The following is a 22567-nucleotide window of genomic DNA, read 5'->3' on the forward strand; positions in this document are numbered from 1 at the left end:
TTGCTAAGTGGCAATCACGCACACATCCGGCGTTGGCGTTTACAGCAGTCCCTTGGTCGGACCTATGAACGACGCGCCGATCTTCTGGAAAGCCGCTCGCTTTCTGGAGAAGAGAAGAAGCTGCTCGAGGAATACATCCTCGGGCGGGACGATAGTTAACAACGTATCGATGGTAGGTCCATTGACTTACCTTAGGAGCACAGCATGACTAACAAAATCATCCTTGCACTCGAAGCAGAGCAGATGACCAAAGAAATCCCTACCTTTGCCCCGGGCGACACTATTGTCGTTCAGGTGAAAGTGAAGGAAGGCGACCGTTCGCGTCTGCAAGCGTTCGAAGGCGTTGTAATTGCCAAGCGTAACCGTGGTGTGAACAGTGCTTTCACTGTTCGTAAAATCTCCAACGGTGTTGGCGTAGAGCGTACTTTCCAGACCTACAGCCCGCAAATCGACAGCATGGCCGTTAAACGTCGCGGTGACGTACGTAAAGCCAAGCTGTACTACCTGCGTGACCTGTCCGGTAAAGCAGCTCGCATCAAGGAAAAACTGGCTTAAGTCCAGCTTCCCGATGCAGAAAAAAGCAGCCTACGGGCTGCTTTTTTGTGCCTGAAATTTGTCTATTTGCCGGTACTTGTCCATGACCACCCGCCTCGAAGAAATCCAGCGCCGCACTGATTTGTCCGTCACCCATGTGACCAAGGCTGTGTTCCCGCCGACCACCAACCATCACAACACCTTGTTTGGTGGCACTGCATTGGCGTGGATGGACGAAGTGTCGTTTATCACCGCCACGCGTTTCTGCCGCCTGCCACTGGTAACGGTTTCTACTGATCGCATCGACTTTAATCATGCGATCCCCGCCGGTTCCATTGTTGAGCTGATTGGTCGTGTGATCAAAGTCGGCAATACCAGCCTCAAGGTTGAGGTGGAAGTGTTTGTGGAAAGCATGAGCGCTGATGGTCGTGAGCGGGCGATCCAGGGTGTGTTCAGCTTTGTGGCAATCGATGCCGATAAACGTCCGGTGCCGGTGCTACCAGGGTTTGTTGACTGATCCTGAACCGAGTTGCGGCTATCGCAGGCAAGCCAGCTCCCACATTAGATTGTTGTTGATCACAAACTAATGTGGGAGCTGGCTTGCCTGCGATAGGATCTACCAGTACCCCCAATAATCAGCTTGAGCCCCCATGCCCGCCATTGACCACCCTCTGATCGACCGCTTCCTCGACGCCCTGTGGCTGGAAAAGGGCCTGTCAGACAACACCCGCCAGGCCTATCGCAGTGACCTGGCCCTGTTCAACGGCTGGCTGCAGGAAAAAAACCTCGAACTGATCAACGCCGGTCGCGAACTGATTCTTGACCATTTGGCCTGGCGGCTGGAGCAGAACTACAAACCCCGCTCCACAGCGCGATTCCTCTCGGGTGTGCGTGGCTTTTATCGCTACTTGCTGCGGGAAAAACTGATCACGCTCGACCCGACCCTGCAAGTCGACATGCCGCAACTCGGCAGGCCGTTGCCCAAATCCCTGTCGGAAGCTGACGTGGACGCGTTGCTCGCTGCCCCCGACTTGAGCGAAGCCATCGGCCAGCGTGACCGTGCCATGCTTGAAGTGCTTTACGCCTGCGGCCTGCGCGTGACCGAACTGATCAGCCTGACCCTGGAGCAGGTCAATCTGCGCCAGGGTGTGCTGCGGGTGATGGGCAAAGGCAGCAAGGAGCGGCTGGTGCCGATGGGGGAGGAGGCGATTGTATGGGTCGAGCGCTACATGCGCGACGCCCGCAGTGAATTGCTCGGTGGGCGGCCCAGCGATGTGCTGTTTCCGAGCCTGCGCGGTGAGCAGATGACTCGCCAGACGTTCTGGCATCGGATCAAGCATCAGGCAAAGGTCGCAGGCATCGGCAAGAGCCTGTCGCCGCACACGTTGCGCCATGCGTTTGCCACCCATTTGCTCAACCACGGTGCGGATTTGCGCGTGGTGCAAATGTTGCTCGGCCACAGTGATTTATCCACAACCCAGATCTACACCCATGTGGCGCGGGCACGCTTGCAGGATATGCACGCCAAGCATCACCCACGGGGCTGAAAACATCCGGTAAAAGGTCAAATTAGCCCGCCACAGGCTGCCCCTGCGCCCAACTGTGGTAGGCTTTGCCGGTTAGCAAAGGGGACGGTCCTGGCCTGTGTTTCCAAGCGGTGTTCCTTCCCGTCCCTGCATCTGCCTTCAGGAGTTCCCATGCGCTTGACCCAGATTATTGCCGCCGCAGCGATTGCGTTGGTTTCCACCTTTGTTGTCGCTGATGACGCCGCCGAGCAGACCATCCGCAAGAGCCTGGCCGCCCTGCAGCTCGATACCCCGATCGAGAGCATCAGCGCCAGCCCGATGGCCGGCCTGTATGAAGTCAAACTCAAGGGCAGCCGTGTGCTTTACGCCAGCGCCGACGGCCAGTACATCGTTCAGGGTTACCTGTTTCAATTGAAAGACGGCAAGCCGGTCAACCTGACCGAGAAGGCGGAGCGCCTGGGCGTGTCGAAGCTGATCAATGGTATCCCCGTGGCTGAAACCGTGGTGTACCCGGCCATCGGCGAAACCAAGACCCACATCACCGTGTTCACCGACACCACTTGCCCGTATTGCCACAAGCTGCACGCCGAAGTGCCTGCGCTGAACAAGCTCGGCGTTGAAGTACGCTACGTAGCGTTCCCGCGCCAGGGCCTCGGTTCGCCGGGTGACGAGCAGTTGCAAGCCGTATGGTGCTCGGCCGACAAGAAAGCCGCCATGGACAAGATGGTCGATGGCAAGGAAATCAAGGCCGCCAAGTGCGCCAATCCGGTTTCCAAGCAGTTCGCCCTCGGCCAGTCCATTGGCGTGAACGGTACACCGGCCATCGTTTTGGCTGACGGCCAGGTGATTCCGGGCTACCAGCCGGCACCACAAGTTGCCAAACTGGCGCTGAGTGCCAAATAAACCAGCATCGTCGAAGCTTTGACGATCATGGCCCGCTGAACAGTCGACGGGCCATTAATTGAAAGCCGCAGTTGTGCGGCTGTTTTCCACGGCCGACCTAGCGTCGGCCGTTTCATGGGGAGTTCTTCAGTGAAACCGGTCAAAGTAGGCATCTGTGGGTTAGGGACCGTCGGTGGCGGCACCTTTAACGTACTTCAGCGTAATGCTGAAGAAATTTCCCGCCGCGCAGGCCGTGGGATTGAAGTGGCGCAAATTGCCACGCGTTCGCCAAAGCCTCAGTTCCAAACGACCGGTATTGCGATTATCAACGATGTCTTCGAAGTAGCAACCAACCCTGAAATCGATATCGTCATCGAGCTGGTCGGCGGCTACACCGTGGCCCGCGAGCTGGTGCTCAAGGCCATCGAGAACGGCAAACATGTGGTCACCGCGAACAAGGCGCTGATCGCCGTGCACGGCAACGAGATCTTCGCCAAGGCGCGCGAGAAGGGCGTGATCGTGGCGTTCGAAGCGGCGGTTGCTGGCGGTATCCCGGTGATCAAGGCGATTCGTGAAGGCCTGTCCGCCAACCGCATCAACTGGGTGGCCGGCATCATCAATGGCACCGGTAACTTCATCCTCACCGAAATGCGCGAGAAGGGCCGTACCTTCGAAGACGTGCTGGCCGAAGCCCAGGCGCTGGGTTACGCCGAAGCCGACCCGACATTCGACGTGGAAGGCATCGACGCAGCGCACAAGCTGACCATCCTGGCGTCCATCGCCTTTGGTATCCCGCTGCAGTTCGACAAGGCCTACACCGAAGGCATCACCAAACTCACCACTGCTGACGTGAACTACGCCGAAGCTCTGGGCTACCGCATCAAGCACCTCGGTGTTGCGCGCAGCACCCCGGCCGGTATCGAGTTGCGTGTGCACCCGACGCTGATCCCGGCTGACCGCCTGATCGCCAACGTCAATGGCGTGATGAACGCGGTAATGGTCAACGGTGATGCTGCCGGTTCGACCCTGTTCTACGGTGCCGGTGCCGGCATGGAGCCGACCGCGTCGTCGGTAATCGCCGACCTCGTTGACGTGGTTCGCGCCATGACCAGCGACCCGGAAAACCGCGTGCCGCACCTGGCCTTCCAGCCGGATTCGCTGTCGGCCCACCCGATCCTGCCGATCGAAGCCTGTGAAAGCGCTTACTACTTGCGCATTCAGGCCCAGGACCATCCGGGCGTGTTGGCGCAGGTGGCGAGCATCCTTTCGGAGCGCGGTATTAACATCGAATCGATCATGCAGAAGGAAGTCGAGGAGCAAAACGGCCAGGTGCCGATGATCCTGCTGACCCACCGCGTGCTTGAACAGCACATGAACGACGCCATCGCCGCCCTCGAAGCCTTGCAAGGCGTGGTCGGCCCGGTGGTGCGTATCCGCGTCGAGCACTTGAACTAACCGATCTGTTCCAGAGGCCCCGTGCGTGCGGCGGCATCTGTTCGAGAATGTTTTAGAGGAGCCAGTCATGCGTTACATCAGCACCCGCGGCCAGGCACCGGCCCTGAATTTCGAAGACGTTTTGCTGGCAGGCCTTGCCACTGACGGCGGCCTGTACGTGCCGGAAAACCTGCCACGTTTTACCCAGGAGGAAATCGCTTCCTGGGCTGGCCTGCCTTACCACGAGCTGGCGTTCCGGGTGATGCGCCCGTTCGTCACCGGCAGCATTCCGGATGCAGACTTCAAAAAAATTCTGGAAGAAACCTACGGCGTGTTTTCCCACAACGCCATTGCCCCATTGCGCCAACTGAACGGTAACGAATGGGTCCTGGAGCTGTTTCACGGCCCGACCCTGGCGTTCAAGGACTTCGCCCTGCAACTGCTGGGTCGCTTGCTCGATTACGTGCTGCAAAAGCGCGGCGAGCGCGTGGTGATCATGGGCGCCACCTCCGGTGACACCGGCTCGGCGGCCATCGAAGGCTGCAAGCACTGTGAAAACGTCGACATTTTCATTTTGCACCCGCACAAGCGTGTGTCGGAAGTGCAGCGTCGCCAGATGACCACCATTTTTGGTGAAAACATCCACAACATCGCCATCGAAGGCAACTTCGATGACTGCCAGGAAATGGTCAAGAACAGCTTCGCCGACCAGAGCTTCCTCAAAGGCACGCGTCTGGTCGCGGTGAACTCGATCAACTGGGCGCGAATCATGGCCCAGATCGTCTACTACTTCCACGCCTCGCTGCAGCTGGGCGGCCCGGCGCGCTCGGTGTCGTTCTCGGTGCCGACCGGCAACTTCGGCGATATCTTCGCCGGTTACCTGGCACGCAACATGGGCCTGCCGATCAACCAGTTGATCGTCGCCACCAACCGTAACGACATCCTGCACCGCTTCATGAGCGGCAATGGGTACGTGAAGGAAACCCTGCACGCCACCCTGTCGCCGTCGATGGACATCATGGTCTCGTCGAACTTCGAACGCCTGCTCTTCGACATGCACGGTCGCAACGGTGCGGCCATTGCCGGCTTGATGGATAACTTCAAGAGCGGTGGCGGTTTCAGCGTTGATGAAGAGCGCTGGACCGAAACCCGCAAGTTGTTCGACTCCCTGGCCGTCGACGATGCGCAAACCTGCGAAACCATCGCTGAGGTCTACGCCCAGACCGGCGAGCTGCTCGACCCGCACACTGCCATCGGCGTGAAGGCCGCGCGCGAATGCCGTCGCAGCCTGGATATCCCGATGGTGATTCTCGGTACCGCCCACCCGGTCAAATTCCCGGAAGCGGTGGAGAAAGCGGGTGTTGGCAAAGCGCTGGAGTTGCCGGAGCATTTGGCTGATCTGTTCGAGCGCGAAGAGCGTTGCACAGTACTGGCCAATGACCTTAAAGCTGTGCAGGCGTTTGTGAGCCAGCATGGCAATCGGGGTAAGCCTTTGTAAGGCAAACCGTATAGATAAAAACGCCGCTTTCCCTTCCCTGGGTCAGCGGCGTTTTTTGTTTTTGGCCGGCCCGATCGAGTGTTACGAGAACAGCTTCTGCACGACCACTATCACGGTGCCGACAGCGGCATAGAAACCTGTCGCGATAGCCACCGGGTACCAGAACGTCTCGCAGTTTATCTTCAAGGATTCCGATTTGAGTTTGTCTTGTTCAGCCTGCATGCGTGATATCTCGGCATAAATGCGCCATACATCAGCATTCATTTTCTCCATCGTTGCCTGTTGCTCTTTGTTTTCCACCATCATCGTCCTCCTTCGCAATTAGGGCCATTTGACAGGCGCTCATCTCTGCCTGGCAGCATGACCAGCACTCACCGAGTATAGGAGTCACACTCGGCCGCGGCCTCCAACAACCCCCAAAACCGTCGCCCATTGAGTAAGCAGTTATGTGCGCCGTTTTTTGGTTGTCATGTTGCAAGCGCATGCTGGATTACGTCACCCCCTGACGAACCCATAAAGACGATAAAGCGAACTTTCCTACGTCAGAACCAGTCACTTAGGATAGAAGCAGCTCCCGTTGAAACGATTGTTCCCGAACTATTGAGTGGTGATCGAGATGGAAAGTATCAGCCTATTGCTCGAAGAAGCACTGAGCCCTTATCAGGTTACGCTGACCACCTCCGGCGTGCGGGGCGAGTGCCTGGTGACCGTGAAGAGTCCCGCTGGCGCTATCGTGGTCGAACGTGAAGTCGACCAGGCGCAATTGATGGATAAACGCGTATTGGTGGATGTGGTGGATTGCCTGCTGCGCGATTTGAAAATTGCCGAAGGGCGCCTGGAACCCTCGGTTATTGCGGCACTGCGCAACGCTGCCCTGACCCGCAGCGCAGCGAGCGCGTGAAGAATTATTTAGTCTCGGAAACTTCCTACAGCATGGCCGGTCAGATTTTTTAACAGCAAGAGCAAACATTGTGCTCCGGTGATTGTGGCTTGCTGTACTGGTCTTTGTTGGCCACGTTTAACCCCGAAGTGTCTCCCCACTCTTCGGGGTTTCTTTTGCCTGGGATTTGTCACGGCTCTGCAGCGTCCCTGAATAAGGTCGGGTTGTCGCGCAGATAGCGCTCGCGCATCACCGGGTCCAGCCATGCCCCGTAGGCTTGCTGCAACTGTTGTTGCGGGATGTCGCGCAGCGCCCGGTCGATTCGCTGCAAGGCCTGGCGGCCTTCAGGCGTGTTCGAGCAACCGATGTGCGTGCGCTGGTAAGGCGCTGTTCCCTTGATGGGATAGAACGCCAGGTCGGCTGTGTCGATGCCTTGTTGCAAAGCGTGATAGCGAATTTCGGGCGCATAACCCAATACCGCCTCCAGGCGCCCAAGTCGCTGCATTTGCAGCAGGCTGCCAAGGGCGTCATTGCCATAATGCAAGGCCAGTGTGCGTGGGTCGGCGTGCTTGAGCTGCTCATCGATCACCGGGCCGTAGCTGCGTTCAGCGGTTGCACCAACCCGCGCAGTGTGGGCGCGCAGAAAGGCTTGCAGGTCAAACTGGCCCTCGTCAATAAACGGTGCCATGGTCGCTTGATCCCTGCGTCGCAGACTCACCCCATTACTGGCCACGGCGAATGCCTGAGTGGAAAAAATCACGTACTTGGCGCGTTCCTCCGTCCACAGCAGCGAAGGGTCGCACGTCAGGGACGCGGCACGCAGCATCTGAATGCCACGGGCGCGATTGACGTGCATCACTTCGTGGCGGTACTCCGGCAAGTGCGCGCTGAGTATCGGTAACAGCTGGTCGAGCACTCCCTGGCCTTTTTGCGGGCCTTCGACGATGGTGACCGGCGGTAGGTCGCGCACCAACCAGATCAGCGTTGGCTGGGCATTTGCCGACAGCGGCCAGCCTCCTGCCATCACGGTGGCAATACACAGCTCAATCAACCAGCGGCGGGTACGACGAGCCCTCAAATCGCGCCATCCTCGCGCAAGCGGGTGATGGCTGCCGTGTCGTAGCCCAACGCATTGAGCACCACTGCGTTGTGTTCGCCCAATTGCGGCCCGACCCATTCACAGCTGCCGGGCGTGTCCGAGAGTTTGGGCACAATCCCCGGCATCTTGAAGTCCTTGCCACCCGGCAGTTGTGCTTTGAGGAACATCTCACGGGCCAGAAACTGCGGGTCGCCCAGCATGTCTTCGGCGCTGTAGATGCGGCTGGCGGGGACTTCGGCTTTATTCAGTGCCTCGATCACTTGATCCAGCGACAGCGAGTTCACCCAGCGATCAATCACGCCGTATAACTCATCACGACGACTGTCGCGCCCGTCATTGCTGGCAAGTACAGGGTCGTTGGCCAAGTCCTCGCGGTTGATGGCGAGCATGAATCGCTTGAAGATCGCGTCGCCATTTGCCCCGATTTGCACGTGTTTGCCGTCGGCGCTGGTATGGATCGATGACGGCGTAATGCCCGGCATGATGTTGCCGGTGCGCTCGCGAATAAAACCGAACACATCGAACTCGGGGATCATGCTTTCCATCATCGCGAAGATGGCTTCGTACAGCGCCACATCCACCACTTGGCCAAGCCCGCCGTTAACTTCGCGGTGACGCAGCGCCATCAGCGCGCCGATGACTGCCCACAACGCCGCAATCGAGTCGCCGATGGAAATCCCGGTGCGCACCGGCGGGCGGTCTTCGAAACCGGTGATATAGCGCAAGCCGCCCATGGACTCACCCACCGCGCCGAAGCCCGGCTGGTCCTTCATCGGCCCGGTCTGGCCGAAGCCCGACAGGCGCACCATCACCAGCTTGGGGTTCAGCGCGTGCAGGGTTTCCCAGCTCAGGCCGAGTTTTTCCAGCACGCCGGGCCGAAAGTTCTCGATCAGGATGTCGGCGTCCGCCAGCAGCTGCTTGAGAATCGCCAAACCGTCCGGGTGCTTGAGGTTCAGGGTCAGCGATTTCTTGTTGCGCGCCTGCACGAACCACCACAGTGACGTGCCTTCATACAACTTGCGCCACTTGCGCAATGGGTCGCCGCCGTCCGGGGATTCGACCTTGACTACCTCGGCACCGAATTCGGCGCAGATGCGTGACGCAAAAGGGCCGGCGATCAGGGTGCCCAGTTCGATGACTTTCAGGCCGGCAAGCGGTTTGGCGTTAAACGACATGAGGATCCTTGGTGAGAGCAGGGCAGTGGTGGATGCCTTTTAACATAGGCGAGACGTCCAGGGATAAGGATGATGCAGCGCAGTATTCGTTGAATGCCCTCGCCATCGGTTAGACTGGCCGCCTTTCCCTGTCTTTAGAAGCCCGTTCATGGCCCAGCCGTCCACGACCTACAAGTTTGAACTCAACCTTACCGACCTCGACCGTTCGGTGTACGAGAGCGTCAAACAGACCATCGCCCGCCATCCTTCGGAAACCGAAGAGCGCATGACGGTGCGTCTGCTGGCTTACGCCCTGTTTTACAACGAGCAACTGGCGTTCGGTCGTGGTCTGTCAGATGTAGACGAACCAGCCCTGTGGGAAAAAAGCCTGGATGATCGGGTGCTGCACTGGATCGAAGTCGGCCAGCCCGACGCCGACCGCCTGACCTGGTGCTCGCGCCGTACCGAGCGCACCAGCCTGTTGGCGTATGGCAGCTTGCGCGTGTGGGAAGGCAAAGTAGTGCCGGTCGCGAATAACCTGAAGAACGTGCACATCGCCGCGGTGCCGCAGGAAATCCTCGAGACCCTGGCCAAGGATATGCCGCGGGTTATCAAGTGGGACGTGATGATCAGTGAAGGCACGATTTTCGTCACCGACGACCGTGGCCAGCATGAAGTGCAGTTGCAGTGGCTGGTCGGCGAGCGCGATTAAAGCCGTAGGAATTAGTGTGTGTGGGAGCTGGCTTGTCTGCTCCCACAGTTGATCTGTGTTGTGTGCAGAATTTGTGTTTAACCGCCTCATCAGAAGAGAAGCTTTCGTCACCCCATGCGTATCGATCCTCGCCCGTTGCCTGCTGTCCTGCCGTTTCTTGGTGAATTGCCGCCGCTGTTGACCCGTCTTTACGCCGCACGCGGGGTGCAGTCCGAAGCCGAGCTGGACAAGAGCTTGGCGCGGCTGATTCCTTACCAGCAGCTCAAGGGTATCGATGCGGCGGTGGACCTTTTGGTGACGGCCCTGGAACAGCGCCAGCGCATCCTGATCGTTGGTGACTTCGACGCCGATGGCGCCACAGCCAGCACCGTGGGCACCCTGGGCCTGCGTTTGCTCGGCGCGGCGCATGTCGACTATCTGGTGCCCAACCGGTTCGAATATGGCTACGGCCTGACCCCGGAAATCGTCGCGGTGGCGCTGCAACGAGAGCCGCAGTTGCTGATCACCGTGGACAACGGTATCTCCAGCGTCGAAGGCGTGGCGGCGGCGAAGGCGGCGGGGCTGCAAGTGCTGGTCACCGACCACCACTTGCCCGGCGACGAGTTGCCGGCCGCAGATGCCATCGTCAACCCGAACCAACCTGGCTGTGCATTCCCAAGCAAGGCACTGGCCGGCGTGGGCGTGATCTTTTACGTGCTGATGGCCCTGCGCGCGCGGTTGCGCAGCCTCGGTTGGTACGAGAACACGCCGCAGCCGAACATCGGCGAGTTGCTCGACCTGGTCGCCCTGGGCAGCGTTGCCGACGTGGTGCCTCTGGACGCCAACAACCGCATCCTGGTCCATCAAGGCCTGGAGCGTATTCGCGCCGGTCGTGCGCGGCCCGGGATCAAGGCGATCCTCGAAGTCGCCAAGCGCGACCACGCACGTATCACCTCCACCGACCTCGGCTTTATCCTCGGGCCAAGGCTCAACGCTGCCGGGCGCCTGGATGACATGAGCCTGGGCATCGAATGCCTGCTCACCACCGACGTTGCCGCCGCGCGGGAAATGGCTGCACAACTGGATGGCATGAACCAGGACCGAAAATCCATCGAGCAGGGCATGCAGCGCGAAGCGCTTGCCCAGCTCAAGGACTTGCCGGTGGAATCGATGCCGTACGGTTTGTGCCTGTTCGACCCGGAATGGCACCAGGGCGTTATCGGGATTCTGGCGTCGCGCATGAAAGAGCGTTATTTCCGTCCGACCATCGCCTTTGCCGACGCCGGTGATGGCTTGCTCAAGGGCTCAGGACGCTCTGTGCAGGGTTTTCACATCCGTGATGCCCTGGCGGTGGTCGCGAGCCAGCATCCCAACCTGATCGCCAAGTACGGCGGTCACGCCATGGCAGCCGGCCTCACATTGCCCGAGGAAAATTTCCCGCTGTTTGCTGAGGCCTTTGATGCCGAAGTGCGTCGGCAGCTGCGCGAAGAGGACCTCACCGGGCGGTTGCTGACCGATGGCACGTTGGCAGTCGAAGAGTTTCACCTGGAACTGGCGCGCGCATTGCGACATGCCGGGCCGTGGGGGCAGCACTTTCCCGAGCCGTTGTTTCACGGGGTGTTTCAGTTGGTGGAGCAGCGTGTGGTGGGCGAGCGGCACTTGAAGGTGGTGCTCAAGAGCGAATGCGGGTCGGTGAAGCTGGATGGCATTGCGTTTGGGGTGGACCGCGAGGTGTGGCCGAACCCGACGGTGAAGTGGGTGGAATTGGCCTACAAACTGGACGTGAACGAGTTTCGAGGCAATGAAACCGTGCAGTTGATGATTGCGCACATCGAACCGCGCTAGCTCTTAACCACACCACAAAAGCAAATGTGGGAGCTGGCTTGCCTGCGATAGCAACACCTCGGTTTAACTGAAAAACCGAGGTGTCGCTATCGCAGGCAAGCCAGCTCCCACACAAGCCAGCTCCCATGGAGGCCCACATTTTTTGTGTGGGTGGCTGGGAATTACTCGGCTTTATCCTTGGCCTGATGCTTCACAATGATGTCCACCAACCGCTGTGCCAGCGCCGGGTAGTTCTCATCAAAGTGATGCCCGCCGGGCAGCTTCACCGCCTCACCAACGGCGGTTTTGTCGGTGCAACCGCTCTCGTCGACTTCTTCGGCGCCATAGATGCACACCACTTTGTCAGCTGGCAGCTTGGCCATTTCCGGGCCGGTGGCGGCTTCTTTGCCCGCGTTGCCCAACCAGCCTTCCACTTCGATCTCAAAGCTGCCGGTGCGTGCAAACGCCAGTAAAATGATCGCGTCTACGCGCTGTTGTTCGCTGTCCGGCAGGCGGTTGTAAATAGCCGGCAGTACGTCGGCGCCGAAAGAGTAACCGGTCAGTACGAAGCGTTTGGTGCCCCATTTCTGACGGTAGTGCTGCATCAGCTCGGTAAGGTCCTTGGCGCTTTGTTCCGGGGTCTTGTGCTGCCAGTAGTAGCGCAGGGTGTCGATGCCGACCACCGGGTAACCGATCTTGGCCATTTCACCGGCCACGTCGCGGTCCAGGTCACGCCAGCCGCCGTCACCGGAGAGGAACAGGGTGACGGTGTCCTTGGCTTGGCCCGCCGGCACTTCAACCACCGGAATCGCCAGACCGCCGTTGTCCGAACCCACCAACTGCTTGCGCAGTTCGTTGTTCAGCACTTGCGGGTAATGAATGTCGTAGTCGCTGATGCTGGTCGTCGCGCGCGGTGTGTCGCGTACGAAACTGGCACTTTCATCGTCAGGGTTATCGTTCCACGCCACCAGCCAGTTGCCGTGGGCGGAGGTCTTCGGCAGCGGGTCCTTGCAGCCTTCCTGTGTCAGTGCAAAGCCTACCGAGATGGCATTGGCCTTGTCGTCGTTCTGGGTGGCCAGCCAGCGCCAGGCGAGCGCAGCGCCAGGGCCGATGCCGCTGACCAGGGTCGCCGGGCCTTTCAGCTGGGCCAGGGCGCTTTGCAGCGCTTGTTCCTGCAGCTTGCAGTCATCCTTTGGCAGGATCACTTGAACGATTTGCGCCGAGCCGCCCTGGCTCAGGGCAATCAGCTGGCTGTCGGTCAGGGTTTCATCGGCCATGACGGCAACTGCCACGCGGGCTTTGGCCGAGCCGTCAGGCGTTACACGGGTCATCACTGAGCCATCGGCCTGGGGCAATTGCTCCAGGGTCGGCTGCGGGGCAGGGCGGTTCCAGTACCAAAAGCCACCACCCGCGATCAGCGCGAGCAGCACTACAAAGGCCAATACATACCGCCAGGAGCGTCGAATCATCAGCGTTTCACCAATCCAGTCAAGCCGCCCGCGATCAGGGCGGCGGTGTCGGCCAGTGCCACCAGCGGATCAAGTCCTGCGGGCACGGCCATATAACGGGGTTCCCAGTCAGGCTGGAACTTGTCTTTGAAGCGGCGCAAACCTTGGAAGTTATACAGTTGCTCGCCACGGCGGAACACCATCGAGCCCAGGCGTTGGGTCAGCGGTGCACCACGGCGTGGTTGCAGGCCCGACAACGGCACCATGCCGAGGCTGAAGCGGGCGTAGTCGTGGTTCTTATAATGTTGAATCAGGCCAACCATCATGAATTCCATGGTCAGCTTGGGCGCGTCCGGGTGTGCGCGCATCAGGTCTAGACTGGCCAGGTCATGGTTGTAGGTCTCGAGCAGGTTGGCGAAGGCCACCGTGCGCCCTTCAAAGCGAATGATCGCGATGCGAAAGTGCTTGAGGTAGTCGTCGCTGAAACGGCCCAGGGAGAAGCCCTTTTCCCGCACGTTCTTGCCGGTCAGCCAAGCGTCGGAGATGACTTTGAGTTCATCCATCGGTGCCTGGCCCGGTTCGAAGATCTCCAGGGACAAACCGTCCCGGGTGCCACGGTTCCAGGTGTAGCGCAAATCCTTCATCTCTTTGCCCTTGGCTTCCAGGTCAAAGCGTTTCAGGTCCACACGGGCTTCTTCGCCCAGTTTGATCGCGGTCAGGCCGATGTCCATGTAGTACGGCAAGTTCTCGGCGCGTACCTGATAGAACACCGGGCGCGCGTGATGGATGTCGCACAGGTCGCGGAACTGCCAGATCATCTCGGCGCGCGGTTGGGTCGGGCCGATCGGGTCGTACAAGGCCACCAGGCTGCGCCCGCGGCGGGCGTACATCAGGAAGGCTTCGTCATTGGGGTGGAACAGCAGCGCCTTGTCACCGGTCAGCGCCAGGCCGCCGTCGGGCTGGGACGAAGCCATCAGGATCTTGGTGGCGCGCTCCAGCTCATCCGGTGTCGGCAAGTGAATGATCGGGCGCGCGGTGCGCAGCAGCCAGGTCAGCGACACGATCACCAGCAACACGGCAGCACCCAGCAACGAGCGCAGGCCGCGCGGGGCGTTGGCGTCGAGGGTGAACTGCCACCACAGTTGGTGGCTGTACGGCACGTCCTGATAAGCAAACAGCAGCAACCAGATCGAGGCACCCAGCACGCACACGCTGGCCACCAGGTACAGCGGCGAGAATGGCAGCTCGGTCAGGCGGCTGGCGCGGTAGAACGAGCGACGGAAAATCGCCAGCAGCACCGCAGTCATGATCATCAGGCTGGCTTCTTCCCAGTCAAAACCCTTAAGCAGCGAGAGAAGGGCGCCGGTCAGCAGCAGCACCATGGTCAGCATCCAGGCCGCCGACAAACGTCGACGCAGGCCCTGGGCCAGCAGCAGGCACAGCACGCCGATCAGGCTGGCGCCGAAGTGCGAAGCATCAATCAGGCGGTGGGGAATCAGAAAGCCGATGTTTTCCAGGCGTGAGTCGATTTCTGGCGTGGCGCCGGAAAACAGCAGGACCACGCCGGACAAAAAAACCAGTACGGCCAGCACCGGTGCTGCCAGGCCTGACGCAACCCGCAGACTCTGCTGAGTCTGAAACAGGCGCTGGGCTTCGTTGACCAGCAGGAATACACAAGCGATCAGCAGCGGCAGCACCACGTAGATCATCCGGTACAGTAGCAGTGCAGCGGCCAGTGGCGCGGCGCCGAGCTTGTCGGCGAAGGCGGCCAGCAGAATCGCTTCGAACACACCGACACCGCCGGGTACATGGCTGAGTACGCCCGCGGCCAGGGCCAGCAGGTACACCAGCAGGAACGGGCCAAAGGGCGGCGCTTCCGGCAGCAGCATATACAGGACGGTGGCAGCAGCAGCCACGTCCAGGGCGGTGATGATCAGTTGCAGGAACGTCAGGCGGCGGCCTGGCAGGCGCAGGGTACGGCGCCCGGCCTTGACCAGCAGGTTATCCGGGTAAGGTTGGTCCGGCAGACGACGGCGATAAATGCCGATGCACAGTGCGACCGACAACAGCAGCACCGCGCCTGCAATGCCACCGAGTAACCCTTGGGATAAATGCAGGTAAGTGGACGCGGCCGGCAAGTTGCTCAGCGTGGCCAATGCAGCCAGCGGCGGCAGGGCAGTGCCCAGGGCCAGGCTGGCAAATACGGTCATGTGGGCCACTTCCGAAGCCCCGATGCCATGGCGTGCGTATAAACGGTAACGCACCGAACCGCCCGAGAGCATCGACAAGCCAATGGCGTTGCCGATTGCAAAGGCGGTAAAACCACCCATTGCCAGGGTCTTGGCCGGCAGCTTCACCCCGGCGTAACGCGCGCCGGAGAATTCATAACCCAACAGGATAATAAAACCGACCACAGCAGCGCCAAACGCACCGAGCAGGGCTGGCTTGGGCACTTCCAGGATCGAGTCATGGAGGGCGTACAGGTCCAGTTCCAGCAGCAGGTGTCGGCAGGCGATCAGGGCGATTGCGAACAGCAACAGCGTTACGGCCAGCCCGATCGGCTGCCGGTATTTGCTCAACAGATCCAGCCAGCGCAAACGGGTGGGAGGGATCGGTTGTGTCGCTGTGACGGTGTCGTGTGGTTCAGACGAGTTGGCGCGCATCAATCACCTCGTGGATTGTGCGCGACAGGATGGAGGTATCGAGCCAAGTTACCAATCCCTATGGACAAAATAATTACAAATATTAACGCGTATCGCCGGGTGCGGCGACTGCGGCCATTGGTCGTAAAGGGTAGCGCTTGAGCATTCAGCATAGCTTGCAATGAAATGGACTCAACAAACCGCATTGGGTTTCATGAAAGATGCCATGTCATTGTTTCAGATGAACTTTTTCATCAGATACAAAAAAGGCCACTCTTTCGAGTAGCCTTTTTTGATGTTTGGTTGCGGGAGCCGGATTTGAACCGACGACCTTCGGGTTATGAGCCCGACGAGCTACCAGACTGCTCCATCCCGCGTCTGTGGGCGGCATTCTACAGCCCAGCGGCGAGGTGTCAACCGTTAATAGGCTGATGGGTCAAATAAGTGTGAATTTGCCACTTTTTGTCCTCCATGCGCGGTAAGTGCACGAAGGCTAAAGATTTTTTTGTCTTACAATTTTTGTGCAGCGGTAAAACAGGCGCGCACAAAAAAGGCCACTCTTTCGAGTAGCCTTTTTTGATGGTTGGTTGCGGGAGCCGGATTTGAACCGACGACCTTCGGGTTATGAGCCCGACGAGCTACCAGACTGCTCCATCCCGCGTCTGTGTGTCGGCATTCTACAGAGGATCGCAGGTGTGTCAACCTGTGAATTGAAGAAAAGCGCTTGTGGTTCAATTGGTTAGCTCTCCAAGATGGGCTGGAGGAGGGCGCCAGGCCAGTCTGGCCAAGGGTTGTAGCTCTATCGGCAGGCCATTTTCGATTAAGAAAATAAATTCATCGCGGAATTTTCCTCCCGCTCAAACGGAAGATTCAAACTACTGGTGCTATATACAGGGGTGAGTGCGATACTGGTTTCCCGTTGGATTACACCCTCTGTTTATATGACGCAGCGCAAAATCATCCACGTTGACTGTGATTGTTTCTACGCCGCTATCGAGATGCGCGACGACCCGAACCTGGCTCAAAAGCCTTTGGCGGTCGGCGGCTCTGCCGATCGCCGTGGGGTGATCGCCACCTGCAATTACGAGGCGCGGGCCTATGGCGTGCGCTCGGCCATGTCATCGCGCCACGCCTTAAAGCTCTGCCCGGACCTGACCATCGTCAAGCCGCGTATGGACGCCTATAAAGAAGCATCGAAAGAAATCCAGACGATATTTCGCGATTACACCGATTTGATCGAGCCGTTGTCGCTGGATGAAGCCTTTCTCGACGTGTCCGACAGCCCGCATTTTGGCGGCAGTGCCACACGTATCGCTCAGGACATCCGCCGCCGCGTTTCCAACCAGCTGCATATCACCGTGTCTGCCGGCGTCGCGCCCAACAAGTTTTTGGCCAAGATCGCCAGTGACTGGAAAAAGCCCAACGGCCTGTTTGTGATTACTCCGGACCAGGTTGAGGATTTTGTCTCGCAGCTGCGGGTGAACAAGTTGCACGGCGTGGGCAAGGTGACCGCAGACAAGCTGGCGCGCCTGGGCATTGAAGACTGCCTGCAACTGCGCGAGTGGAACAAGTTGGCGCTGGTGCGCGAATTCGGCAGTTTTGGCGAGCGACTCTGGAGCCTGGCCCGTGGGATTGATGACCGTGCGGTACAGAACGACAGCCGCCGGCAGTCCATCAGTGTGGAAAATACCTACGACGTAGACCTGCCGGATCTATCAAGTTGTTTGGCTAAACTGCCTGAGCTGATGGAAACCCTCGCCGGGCGCATGGCACGCATCGACAGCAGTTACCGTGCGGGTAAGCCGTTTGTGAAAGTGAAGTTTCATGACTTTACCCAGACAACGTTGGAGCAAGCCGGGGCAGGGCGGGACCTTGAGAGTTATCAACAGCTGTTGACGCAGGCGTTTAATCGCGGCGGGAAGCCGGTCAGGTTGCTGGGGATTGGGGTGAGGTTGCTGGATCTGAGCAGCGGTAATGAGCAGCTCCAATTTCCCTGGTAAAAACCGGGAGCCAACTGTGGGAGCTGGCAAGCCAGCTCCCACAGTTAGATCTTCATCTGGTCAGGGCTCTCAGCGAGCGCCTGGGTCCGCCACGAGTCGCCCTGCATCCTTGGCCAGCGCTTGCAGAAATTCCTGCTGCAGCTCCGGATCATTGCGCGTCAATTCAATCAGGCTTTGTTCCAGTTCGCTGGCTTCTTCTTCCAGCCCCAGCTCCGACAGACGCTTGACCCGGTGCACCCACTGGTTGACTTCATCGTCTTCCAAATCGTCGTAGATCAAGCCGTGCGCTTCCAGCAACTTGCCGCGCAAGGTGTTGCTGATCGCCAGGGTTGAGTCCGAATGCACGTCGTCCTGGCCATCTTCCACGCTGATTTTCAAGGTGGTGATGCCGTTCAGGTCTTGCTCGGCAAATGGGCTGTCCAACAGGTTCAGGCGCAGCACGCCATTGCGGTCGGTGGTCAGCTCATGGGTCTGCTTGCCAGCGGTGACTTGTACCGGGCGTTCACTCCAGGGCAGGCTCGAATACTCGGTGCGCTTGTCGCGCTGGACTTCATCAATGCCCGCCAGGTTCTGTTGCGCACGGCCGTGGCTTTGCACGTTCATGAACGGGTTGATGCCGTCCACGCCATAGCTCAGCCAGTCGCGTGTCATGCTGGTGGGCAAGTTGCCGAGGGCGAAGATGTTGGCCACGTTAGCCCCCGCGCCCGCCACGAGGGCGACCGCACCCAGGGGCATCTCATAGAGTTTGCGCCAGGGCTGGTAAGGGGTGTAACGATCGTAACGGCGGGTGACTTCGAATTCAGTGACCTCAAAGGTCTTCTGCTCGTGAATGCGCACCCGGCGTTGCGGCAGTTCCAGCACTTTGGGTTCGCCTACGTCGATCTGCAGGCTGTGGTCGAGCAACTTACGCTCGACCCGCTCCTCGTGCTCACTGCGTTGCGACATCTGGTTGGCGCAGCCGCTGACCAGCAGGGCGCCGCACAAGGCGGCGCCCCCCAGGGCTCTGGTGTTTCGCTTGAACATGACTTCTCTTGATCTGGTTTTTCAGCGACGAATACGCGCCTGGAGGAAAGACAGCACGTCAGCCACCGGTAACGGTTGGGCTTCGGCTTCGGTCCGGCTCTTGTATTCCAGATTGCCATCGGCCAGGCCGCGGTCACTGACCACGATCCGGTGCGGGATGCCAATCAGTTCCATGTCGGCGAACTTGATGCCCGGGCTGGTTTTCTTGTCCCGGTCATCCAGCAACACTTCAAAACCGGCAGCCGTCAGTTCGGCATACAGTTTGTCGGTGGCTTCGCGCACTTGCTCGGTTTCATAACGCAGCGGTACCAGGGCGACCTGGAACGGTGCCAGGGCGTCGCTCCAGATGATGCCGTTCGCGTCGTTGTTCTGCTCGATGGCAGCGGCAACCACACGGGATACGCCAATGCCGTAGCAGCCCATTTCGAGGATGACCGGCTTGCCGTTCTCGCCCAGCACCTTGCAGTTCATCGCCTGGCTGTACTTGTTGCCCAGCTGGAAGATGTGCCCGACTTCGATGCCGCGTTTGATTTCCAGAGTGCCCTTGCCATCCGGGCTCGGGTCGCCTGCGACTACGTTGCGCAGGTCGGCCACGGTTGGAACCGGCAGATCCCGCTCCCAGTTCACGCCGAAGTAGTGTTTGTCATCGATGTTCGCGCCGATCCCGAAGTCGCTCATCAGCTCAACCGAACGGTCGATGATGATTGGCAGCGGCAGGTTCAGCGGGCCGAGGGAACCGGCACCGGCGCCAATGGCGTCACGCAGTTCGGCATCGCTGGCCATGACCAGCGGGCTGGCCACGCCTGGCTGCTGGGCGGCCTTGATTTCATTGAGCTCGTGGTCGCCACGGATCACCAGGGCGATCAGCTTGCCTTCTTCTTCGGCGCGCACGATCAGGGTCTTGATGGTCTTTTCAATCGGCAGATTGAATTTTTCCACCAGGGCCGCGATGGTCTTGGTTTCTGGCGTGTCCACCAGGCGCAGCTCTTCAGTCGGCGCGGCGCGGGAAGTTTCCCGTGGCACGGCTTCGGCTTTCTCGATGTTCGCTGCGTAGTCGGAACCGTTGCTGAACACAATGTCGTCTTCGCCGGACTCGGCCAACACGTGGAACTCGTGGGAACCGGCACCGCCGATGGAGCCGTTGTCTGCTTCAACCGGGCGGAATTTCAGGCCCAGACGCGTGAACACGTTGCAATAGGCCTGGTGCATGCGGTCGTAAGTGACCTGCAGCGACGCCTGGTCCGCGTGGAAAGAATACGCGTCCTTCATGATGAATTCGCGGCCACGCATCAAACCGAAGCGCGGGCGGATTTCGTCACGGAATTTGGTCTGGATCTGATACAGGTTCAGCGGCAACTGTTTATAGCTGCTCAGCTCGTTGCGCATCAGGTCGGTGATCACTTCTTCGTGGGTCGGGCCAGCGCAGAAATCGCGGCCGTGACGGTCCTTGAAGCGCAGCAACTCAGGGCCGTACTCTTCCCAGCGCCCGGATTCCTGCCACAGTTCAGCCGGTTGAGTGCTCGGCATCAACACTTCCAGAGAGCCGGCGGCGTTCATTTCTTCACGAACGATGGCTTCGACCTTGCGCATCACCTTCAAGCCCATGGGCAGCCAGGTGTACAGGCCGGAGGCCAGTTTGCGGATCATGCCGGCGCGCAGCATCAGCTGGTGGCTGATCACGACCGCGTCGGAAGGCGTTTCTTTCTGTGTGGCGAGCAAATATTGACTGGTGCGCATGGTAGGCCGTTGTCGGTTGCTTGGACTTGAAATGACTCTGGATTGTACGGGCGTGGGCTGCCGGAGTACAGGTATCAGAATGCAGAGGGGTCTGCGGGAGCTGGCTTGCCTGCGATAGCGAGGGTGAATCCAACGCCGCTATCGCAGGCAAGCCAGCTCCCACATTGATCGAGTCGTATCAGTCTTCTTGCGGAGGATTCAATCGAATCCGCCGATTCTCCTGAAACCAATGCAACGCAATCAACAGCAAGGTCGGCACACCCAGCGCACAGGTGATCAGGAAGAAGGTGTGATACCCGAACTTCTCCACCATCACCCCTGAATACCCGCCAATCAGCCGCGGCAGCAGCAACATGATCGAACTGAGCAATGCATATTGGGTCGCGGAGAACTTGAGGTTGGTCAGGCTCGACAGGTACGCCACAAACGCCGACGTCGCCAAGCCCGAGCTGAAGTTATCCAGGGAGATGGTGAAAATCAGCATCTGCAGATCCGGGCCCATGTCGGCGAGCATCACGAACAACAGGTTGGTCGCCGCCGAGGTCACGCCGCCGATGAACAGGATCGGCAAAATACCGAACCGCACAATCAACAGGCCGCCCATACCGGCACCGAGCAGGGTCATGATCAGGCCAAAGATCTTGCTGACCCCGGCAATCTGATCCTTGGTAAAACCCTGGTCGATGTAAAACACGTTGGCCATCACGCCCATCACCGTGTCAGACATGCGATAGGTCGCAATCAGCCCGAGCAGCAGCAAGGCCTGCCAGCGGTAGCGCAGGATAAAGTCGTTGACTGGCGTCAGGACCGGCGCCAGGCCACGACGGCCCATGGCTGACAGGCACAGCGTGGTCAGGATGATATAGAGGATGGCGCGCAGGAAGGCGCGATCTTCCATTAGCAGTTCCCACAGGCTCACACCCTGAAACAGCACGCTGGCGAAGTCGGTGTTGTAGAGCTGGGTGAACATCGCCGGAACCGACACCAGCAACACGATCAGCACAAATACCGAGACAAGCTGATGCGCAAAGCTATAACGCCCAGCCTGCAGTTGGGTGCGCAGTGGCACGTTGGGTTCGCGCATGAACAGGGTGGTCAGCAGCGCGGGAATCATCAGCAGGCCGAACAGCACATAAGTGCCGGTCCACGCCGAGTGCTTATAGTTGAAGCCGGTTGAGCCGAAGCCTTCGGCAAAAAACAGCGCACCGGCGGTCGCGAGCAGGGCAGCGATGCGGTAACCGGACATATAGCTGGCGGCCAGGGCAGCCTGGCGGCTGTCGTCGGCGATTTCCAGGCGATAGGCGTCTACGGCGATATCCTGGGTGGCCGAAGCGAATGCGACAATCACAGCAATGGCGATCAGCCAGGACAGGTGCTTTTGCGGGTCGCAGAAGCCCATGCCGATCAACCCGAGGATCACCAGCGTTTGGGCGAGTACCAGCCAGGAACGACGACGCCCCAGTTTACCGAGCAGCGGCAGGCGCCATTGGTCAAGCAGCGGCGACCAGACCCATTTAAAGGCGTAGGCCAGGCCGATCAAGCTCGCATAACCGATGGTCTCGCGGGCCACACCGGCCTCGCGCAACCAGACGGAAAGCGTCGAGAACACCAACATGTAAGGCAAGCCGGCGGCGAAACCGAGCAACAACAGTACTAACGTCGAGGGGCTGGCATAGGCGGCGAGCGCGGCGCGCCAGGTTTTACGGGGCATGGGCTGGAGTCTGCCTCAGGTTTGCGAAAACAAAGCGCGCACTCTAACCGCTGTGCTCTACCGGGCGCCAGCCATGGCGCTGAATATCAACACGATTGTTCAGGATACTGACACCTTCACTGCGTAAACGCGCACGTTGTTCGTCACCTGAGGCACTGCCCACTGGCAGACTTATCCGACCACCGGCACCCAGTACGCGATGCCAGGGCAACGTGGTGCCCTCCGGCAGTTGACTCAGTGTGCGCCCGACCCAACGGGCCGCGCGGCCTAGCCCGGCCAGGTGAGCCAATTCGCCGTAACTTACCACGCAGCCCGCGGGCACTTGCGCCAACGTCAGGTACAGCGCCGTACGGCGCATTTCAGCGGGGCTTTGCGGTATATCGGCGGGTTGATTCACTGTGGGCACATCCGTTTGGATCGTCGGCATTTTTGTCGGAAACGTCTTTAAATATGACGCCGGGCAATGAACTGAATACGAATACCC

General features: G+C 59.4%; 19 protein-coding genes, 2 tRNA genes and 1 pseudogene. 11 read left to right on the forward strand and 11 right to left on the reverse strand.

The annotated features are described in order from the left end of the window. The 7 genes and pseudogenes from ACP7A2_RS12045 to thrC form a co-directional block, all read left to right on the forward strand. Positions 1–159: pseudogene (locus tag ACP7A2_RS12045) on the forward strand (tRNA (guanosine(37)-N1)-methyltransferase TrmD); the annotation flags it as partial. A 45-nt stretch (positions 160–204) separates the two neighbouring features. After that, positions 205–555, forward strand: a complete 351-nt coding sequence (gene rplS / locus ACP7A2_RS12050) for a 50S ribosomal protein L19 (RefSeq protein WP_003175895.1) — start codon at positions 205–207, stop codon at positions 553–555. A gap of 82 nt (positions 556–637) precedes the next feature. After that, on the forward strand, positions 638–1051 hold the full coding sequence (locus tag ACP7A2_RS12055) for an acyl-CoA thioesterase (RefSeq protein WP_017736774.1): 414 nt from the start codon (positions 638–640) through the stop codon (positions 1049–1051). A gap of 133 nt (positions 1052–1184) precedes the next feature. After that, the gene (xerD, locus tag ACP7A2_RS12060) at positions 1185–2081 is read left to right on the forward strand and encodes a site-specific tyrosine recombinase XerD (protein ID WP_071485755.1); all 897 of its coding nucleotides are present in this window, start codon (positions 1185–1187) and stop codon (positions 2079–2081) included. Positions 2082–2231: 150 nt separating this feature from the next. Then, positions 2232–2963 (forward strand): disulfide isomerase DsbC N-terminal domain-containing protein, encoded by a 732-nt coding sequence (locus ACP7A2_RS12065; protein WP_348062275.1) that lies wholly within the window; start codon positions 2232–2234, stop codon positions 2961–2963. A gap of 129 nt (positions 2964–3092) precedes the next feature. Beyond that, positions 3093–4397, forward strand: coding sequence for a homoserine dehydrogenase (locus ACP7A2_RS12070; RefSeq protein ID WP_426134383.1), 1305 nt, complete (start codon positions 3093–3095; stop codon positions 4395–4397). 67 nt (positions 4398–4464) lie between these two features. Further along, positions 4465–5874: a threonine synthase gene (thrC, locus tag ACP7A2_RS12075; protein WP_426134384.1), complete on the forward strand. Its 1410-nt coding sequence runs from the start codon at positions 4465–4467 to the stop codon at positions 5872–5874. A gap of 81 nt (positions 5875–5955) precedes the next feature. On the opposite strand, the gene ACP7A2_RS12080 is transcribed toward thrC, so the two are convergent. Next, entirely contained in the window at positions 5956–6180 is a 225-nt protein-coding gene (locus tag ACP7A2_RS12080; protein ID WP_375068261.1) for a hypothetical protein, read from the reverse strand. Between the two features lie 310 nt (positions 6181–6490). Here ACP7A2_RS12080 and ACP7A2_RS12085 point away from each other — a divergent pair, with 310 nt between their 5' ends. After that, positions 6491–6775, forward strand: coding sequence for a DUF3509 domain-containing protein (locus tag ACP7A2_RS12085; RefSeq protein ID WP_348062060.1), 285 nt, complete (start codon positions 6491–6493; stop codon positions 6773–6775). A 169-nt stretch (positions 6776–6944) separates the two neighbouring features. On the opposite strand, the gene ACP7A2_RS12090 is transcribed toward ACP7A2_RS12085, so the two are convergent. Together ACP7A2_RS12090 and ACP7A2_RS12095 are read right to left on the reverse strand one after the other, a co-directional pair. Next, the gene (locus ACP7A2_RS12090; RefSeq protein WP_426134455.1) at positions 6945–7778 is read right to left on the reverse strand and encodes a TIGR02285 family protein; all 834 of its coding nucleotides are present in this window, start codon (positions 7776–7778) and stop codon (positions 6945–6947) included. 50 nt (positions 7779–7828) lie between these two features. Then, positions 7829–9028 carry a CaiB/BaiF CoA transferase family protein gene (locus tag ACP7A2_RS12095; protein WP_426134386.1) on the reverse strand — a complete coding sequence of 400 codons (1200 nt, stop codon included), beginning with the start codon at positions 9026–9028 and terminating at the stop codon, positions 7829–7831. A gap of 148 nt (positions 9029–9176) precedes the next feature. Here ACP7A2_RS12095 and ACP7A2_RS12100 point away from each other — a divergent pair, with 148 nt between their 5' ends. Both ACP7A2_RS12100 and recJ read left to right on the forward strand, forming a co-directional pair. Beyond that, the gene (locus tag ACP7A2_RS12100; RefSeq protein ID WP_426134387.1) at positions 9177–9719 is read left to right on the forward strand and encodes a YaeQ family protein; all 543 of its coding nucleotides are present in this window, start codon (positions 9177–9179) and stop codon (positions 9717–9719) included. A 114-nt stretch (positions 9720–9833) separates the two neighbouring features. Further along, on the forward strand, positions 9834–11543 hold the full coding sequence (recJ, locus tag ACP7A2_RS12105; protein WP_426134388.1) for a single-stranded-DNA-specific exonuclease RecJ: 1710 nt from the start codon (positions 9834–9836) through the stop codon (positions 11541–11543). Between the two features lie 161 nt (positions 11544–11704). Here recJ and ACP7A2_RS12110 read toward each other — a convergent pair whose 3' ends face one another. The 4 genes from ACP7A2_RS12110 to ACP7A2_RS12125 form a co-directional block, all read right to left on the reverse strand. Next, positions 11705–12991, reverse strand: a complete 1287-nt coding sequence (locus tag ACP7A2_RS12110; RefSeq protein WP_426134389.1) for a virulence factor family protein — start codon at positions 12989–12991, stop codon at positions 11705–11707. Beyond that, on the reverse strand, positions 12991–15633 hold the full coding sequence (gene mprF, locus ACP7A2_RS12115) for a bifunctional lysylphosphatidylglycerol flippase/synthetase MprF (RefSeq protein ID WP_426134390.1): 2643 nt from the start codon (positions 15631–15633) through the stop codon (positions 12991–12993). Before mprF ends, ACP7A2_RS12110 begins: the two co-directional genes overlap by 1 nt. A gap of 279 nt (positions 15634–15912) precedes the next feature. Continuing rightward, positions 15913–15989, reverse strand: a tRNA-Met gene (locus tag ACP7A2_RS12120). Between the two features lie 207 nt (positions 15990–16196). Beyond that, positions 16197–16273: transfer RNA gene (locus ACP7A2_RS12125), tRNA-Met, on the reverse strand. Between the two features lie 280 nt (positions 16274–16553). On the opposite strand from ACP7A2_RS12125, the gene dinB reads away from it, so the two are divergent. Next, positions 16554–17612, forward strand: a complete 1059-nt coding sequence (gene dinB / locus ACP7A2_RS12130) for a DNA polymerase IV (RefSeq protein ID WP_375069729.1) — start codon at positions 16554–16556, stop codon at positions 17610–17612. A gap of 69 nt (positions 17613–17681) precedes the next feature. Here dinB and ACP7A2_RS12135 read toward each other — a convergent pair whose 3' ends face one another. From ACP7A2_RS12135 to ACP7A2_RS12150, 4 genes are all read right to left on the reverse strand, one after another. Next, positions 17682–18635: a hypothetical protein gene (locus ACP7A2_RS12135; RefSeq protein WP_426134391.1), complete on the reverse strand. Its 954-nt coding sequence runs from the start codon at positions 18633–18635 to the stop codon at positions 17682–17684. Between the two features lie 21 nt (positions 18636–18656). After that, positions 18657–20372, reverse strand: a complete 1716-nt coding sequence (locus tag ACP7A2_RS12140; protein WP_426134392.1) for a proline--tRNA ligase — start codon at positions 20370–20372, stop codon at positions 18657–18659. 178 nt (positions 20373–20550) lie between these two features. Beyond that, positions 20551–22083 carry an AmpG family muropeptide MFS transporter gene (locus ACP7A2_RS12145; protein ID WP_426134393.1) on the reverse strand — a complete coding sequence of 511 codons (1533 nt, stop codon included), beginning with the start codon at positions 22081–22083 and terminating at the stop codon, positions 20551–20553. A gap of 43 nt (positions 22084–22126) precedes the next feature. Beyond that, positions 22127–22441: an MGMT family protein gene (locus ACP7A2_RS12150; protein WP_375069738.1), complete on the reverse strand. Its 315-nt coding sequence runs from the start codon at positions 22439–22441 to the stop codon at positions 22127–22129. Positions 22442–22567: the final 126 nt, after the last annotated feature.

Source organism: Pseudomonas sp. PWP3-1b2 (assembly GCF_049896045.1).
GTDB classification, from domain to species: Bacteria; Pseudomonadota; Gammaproteobacteria; order Pseudomonadales; family Pseudomonadaceae; genus Aquipseudomonas; species Aquipseudomonas antarctica_B.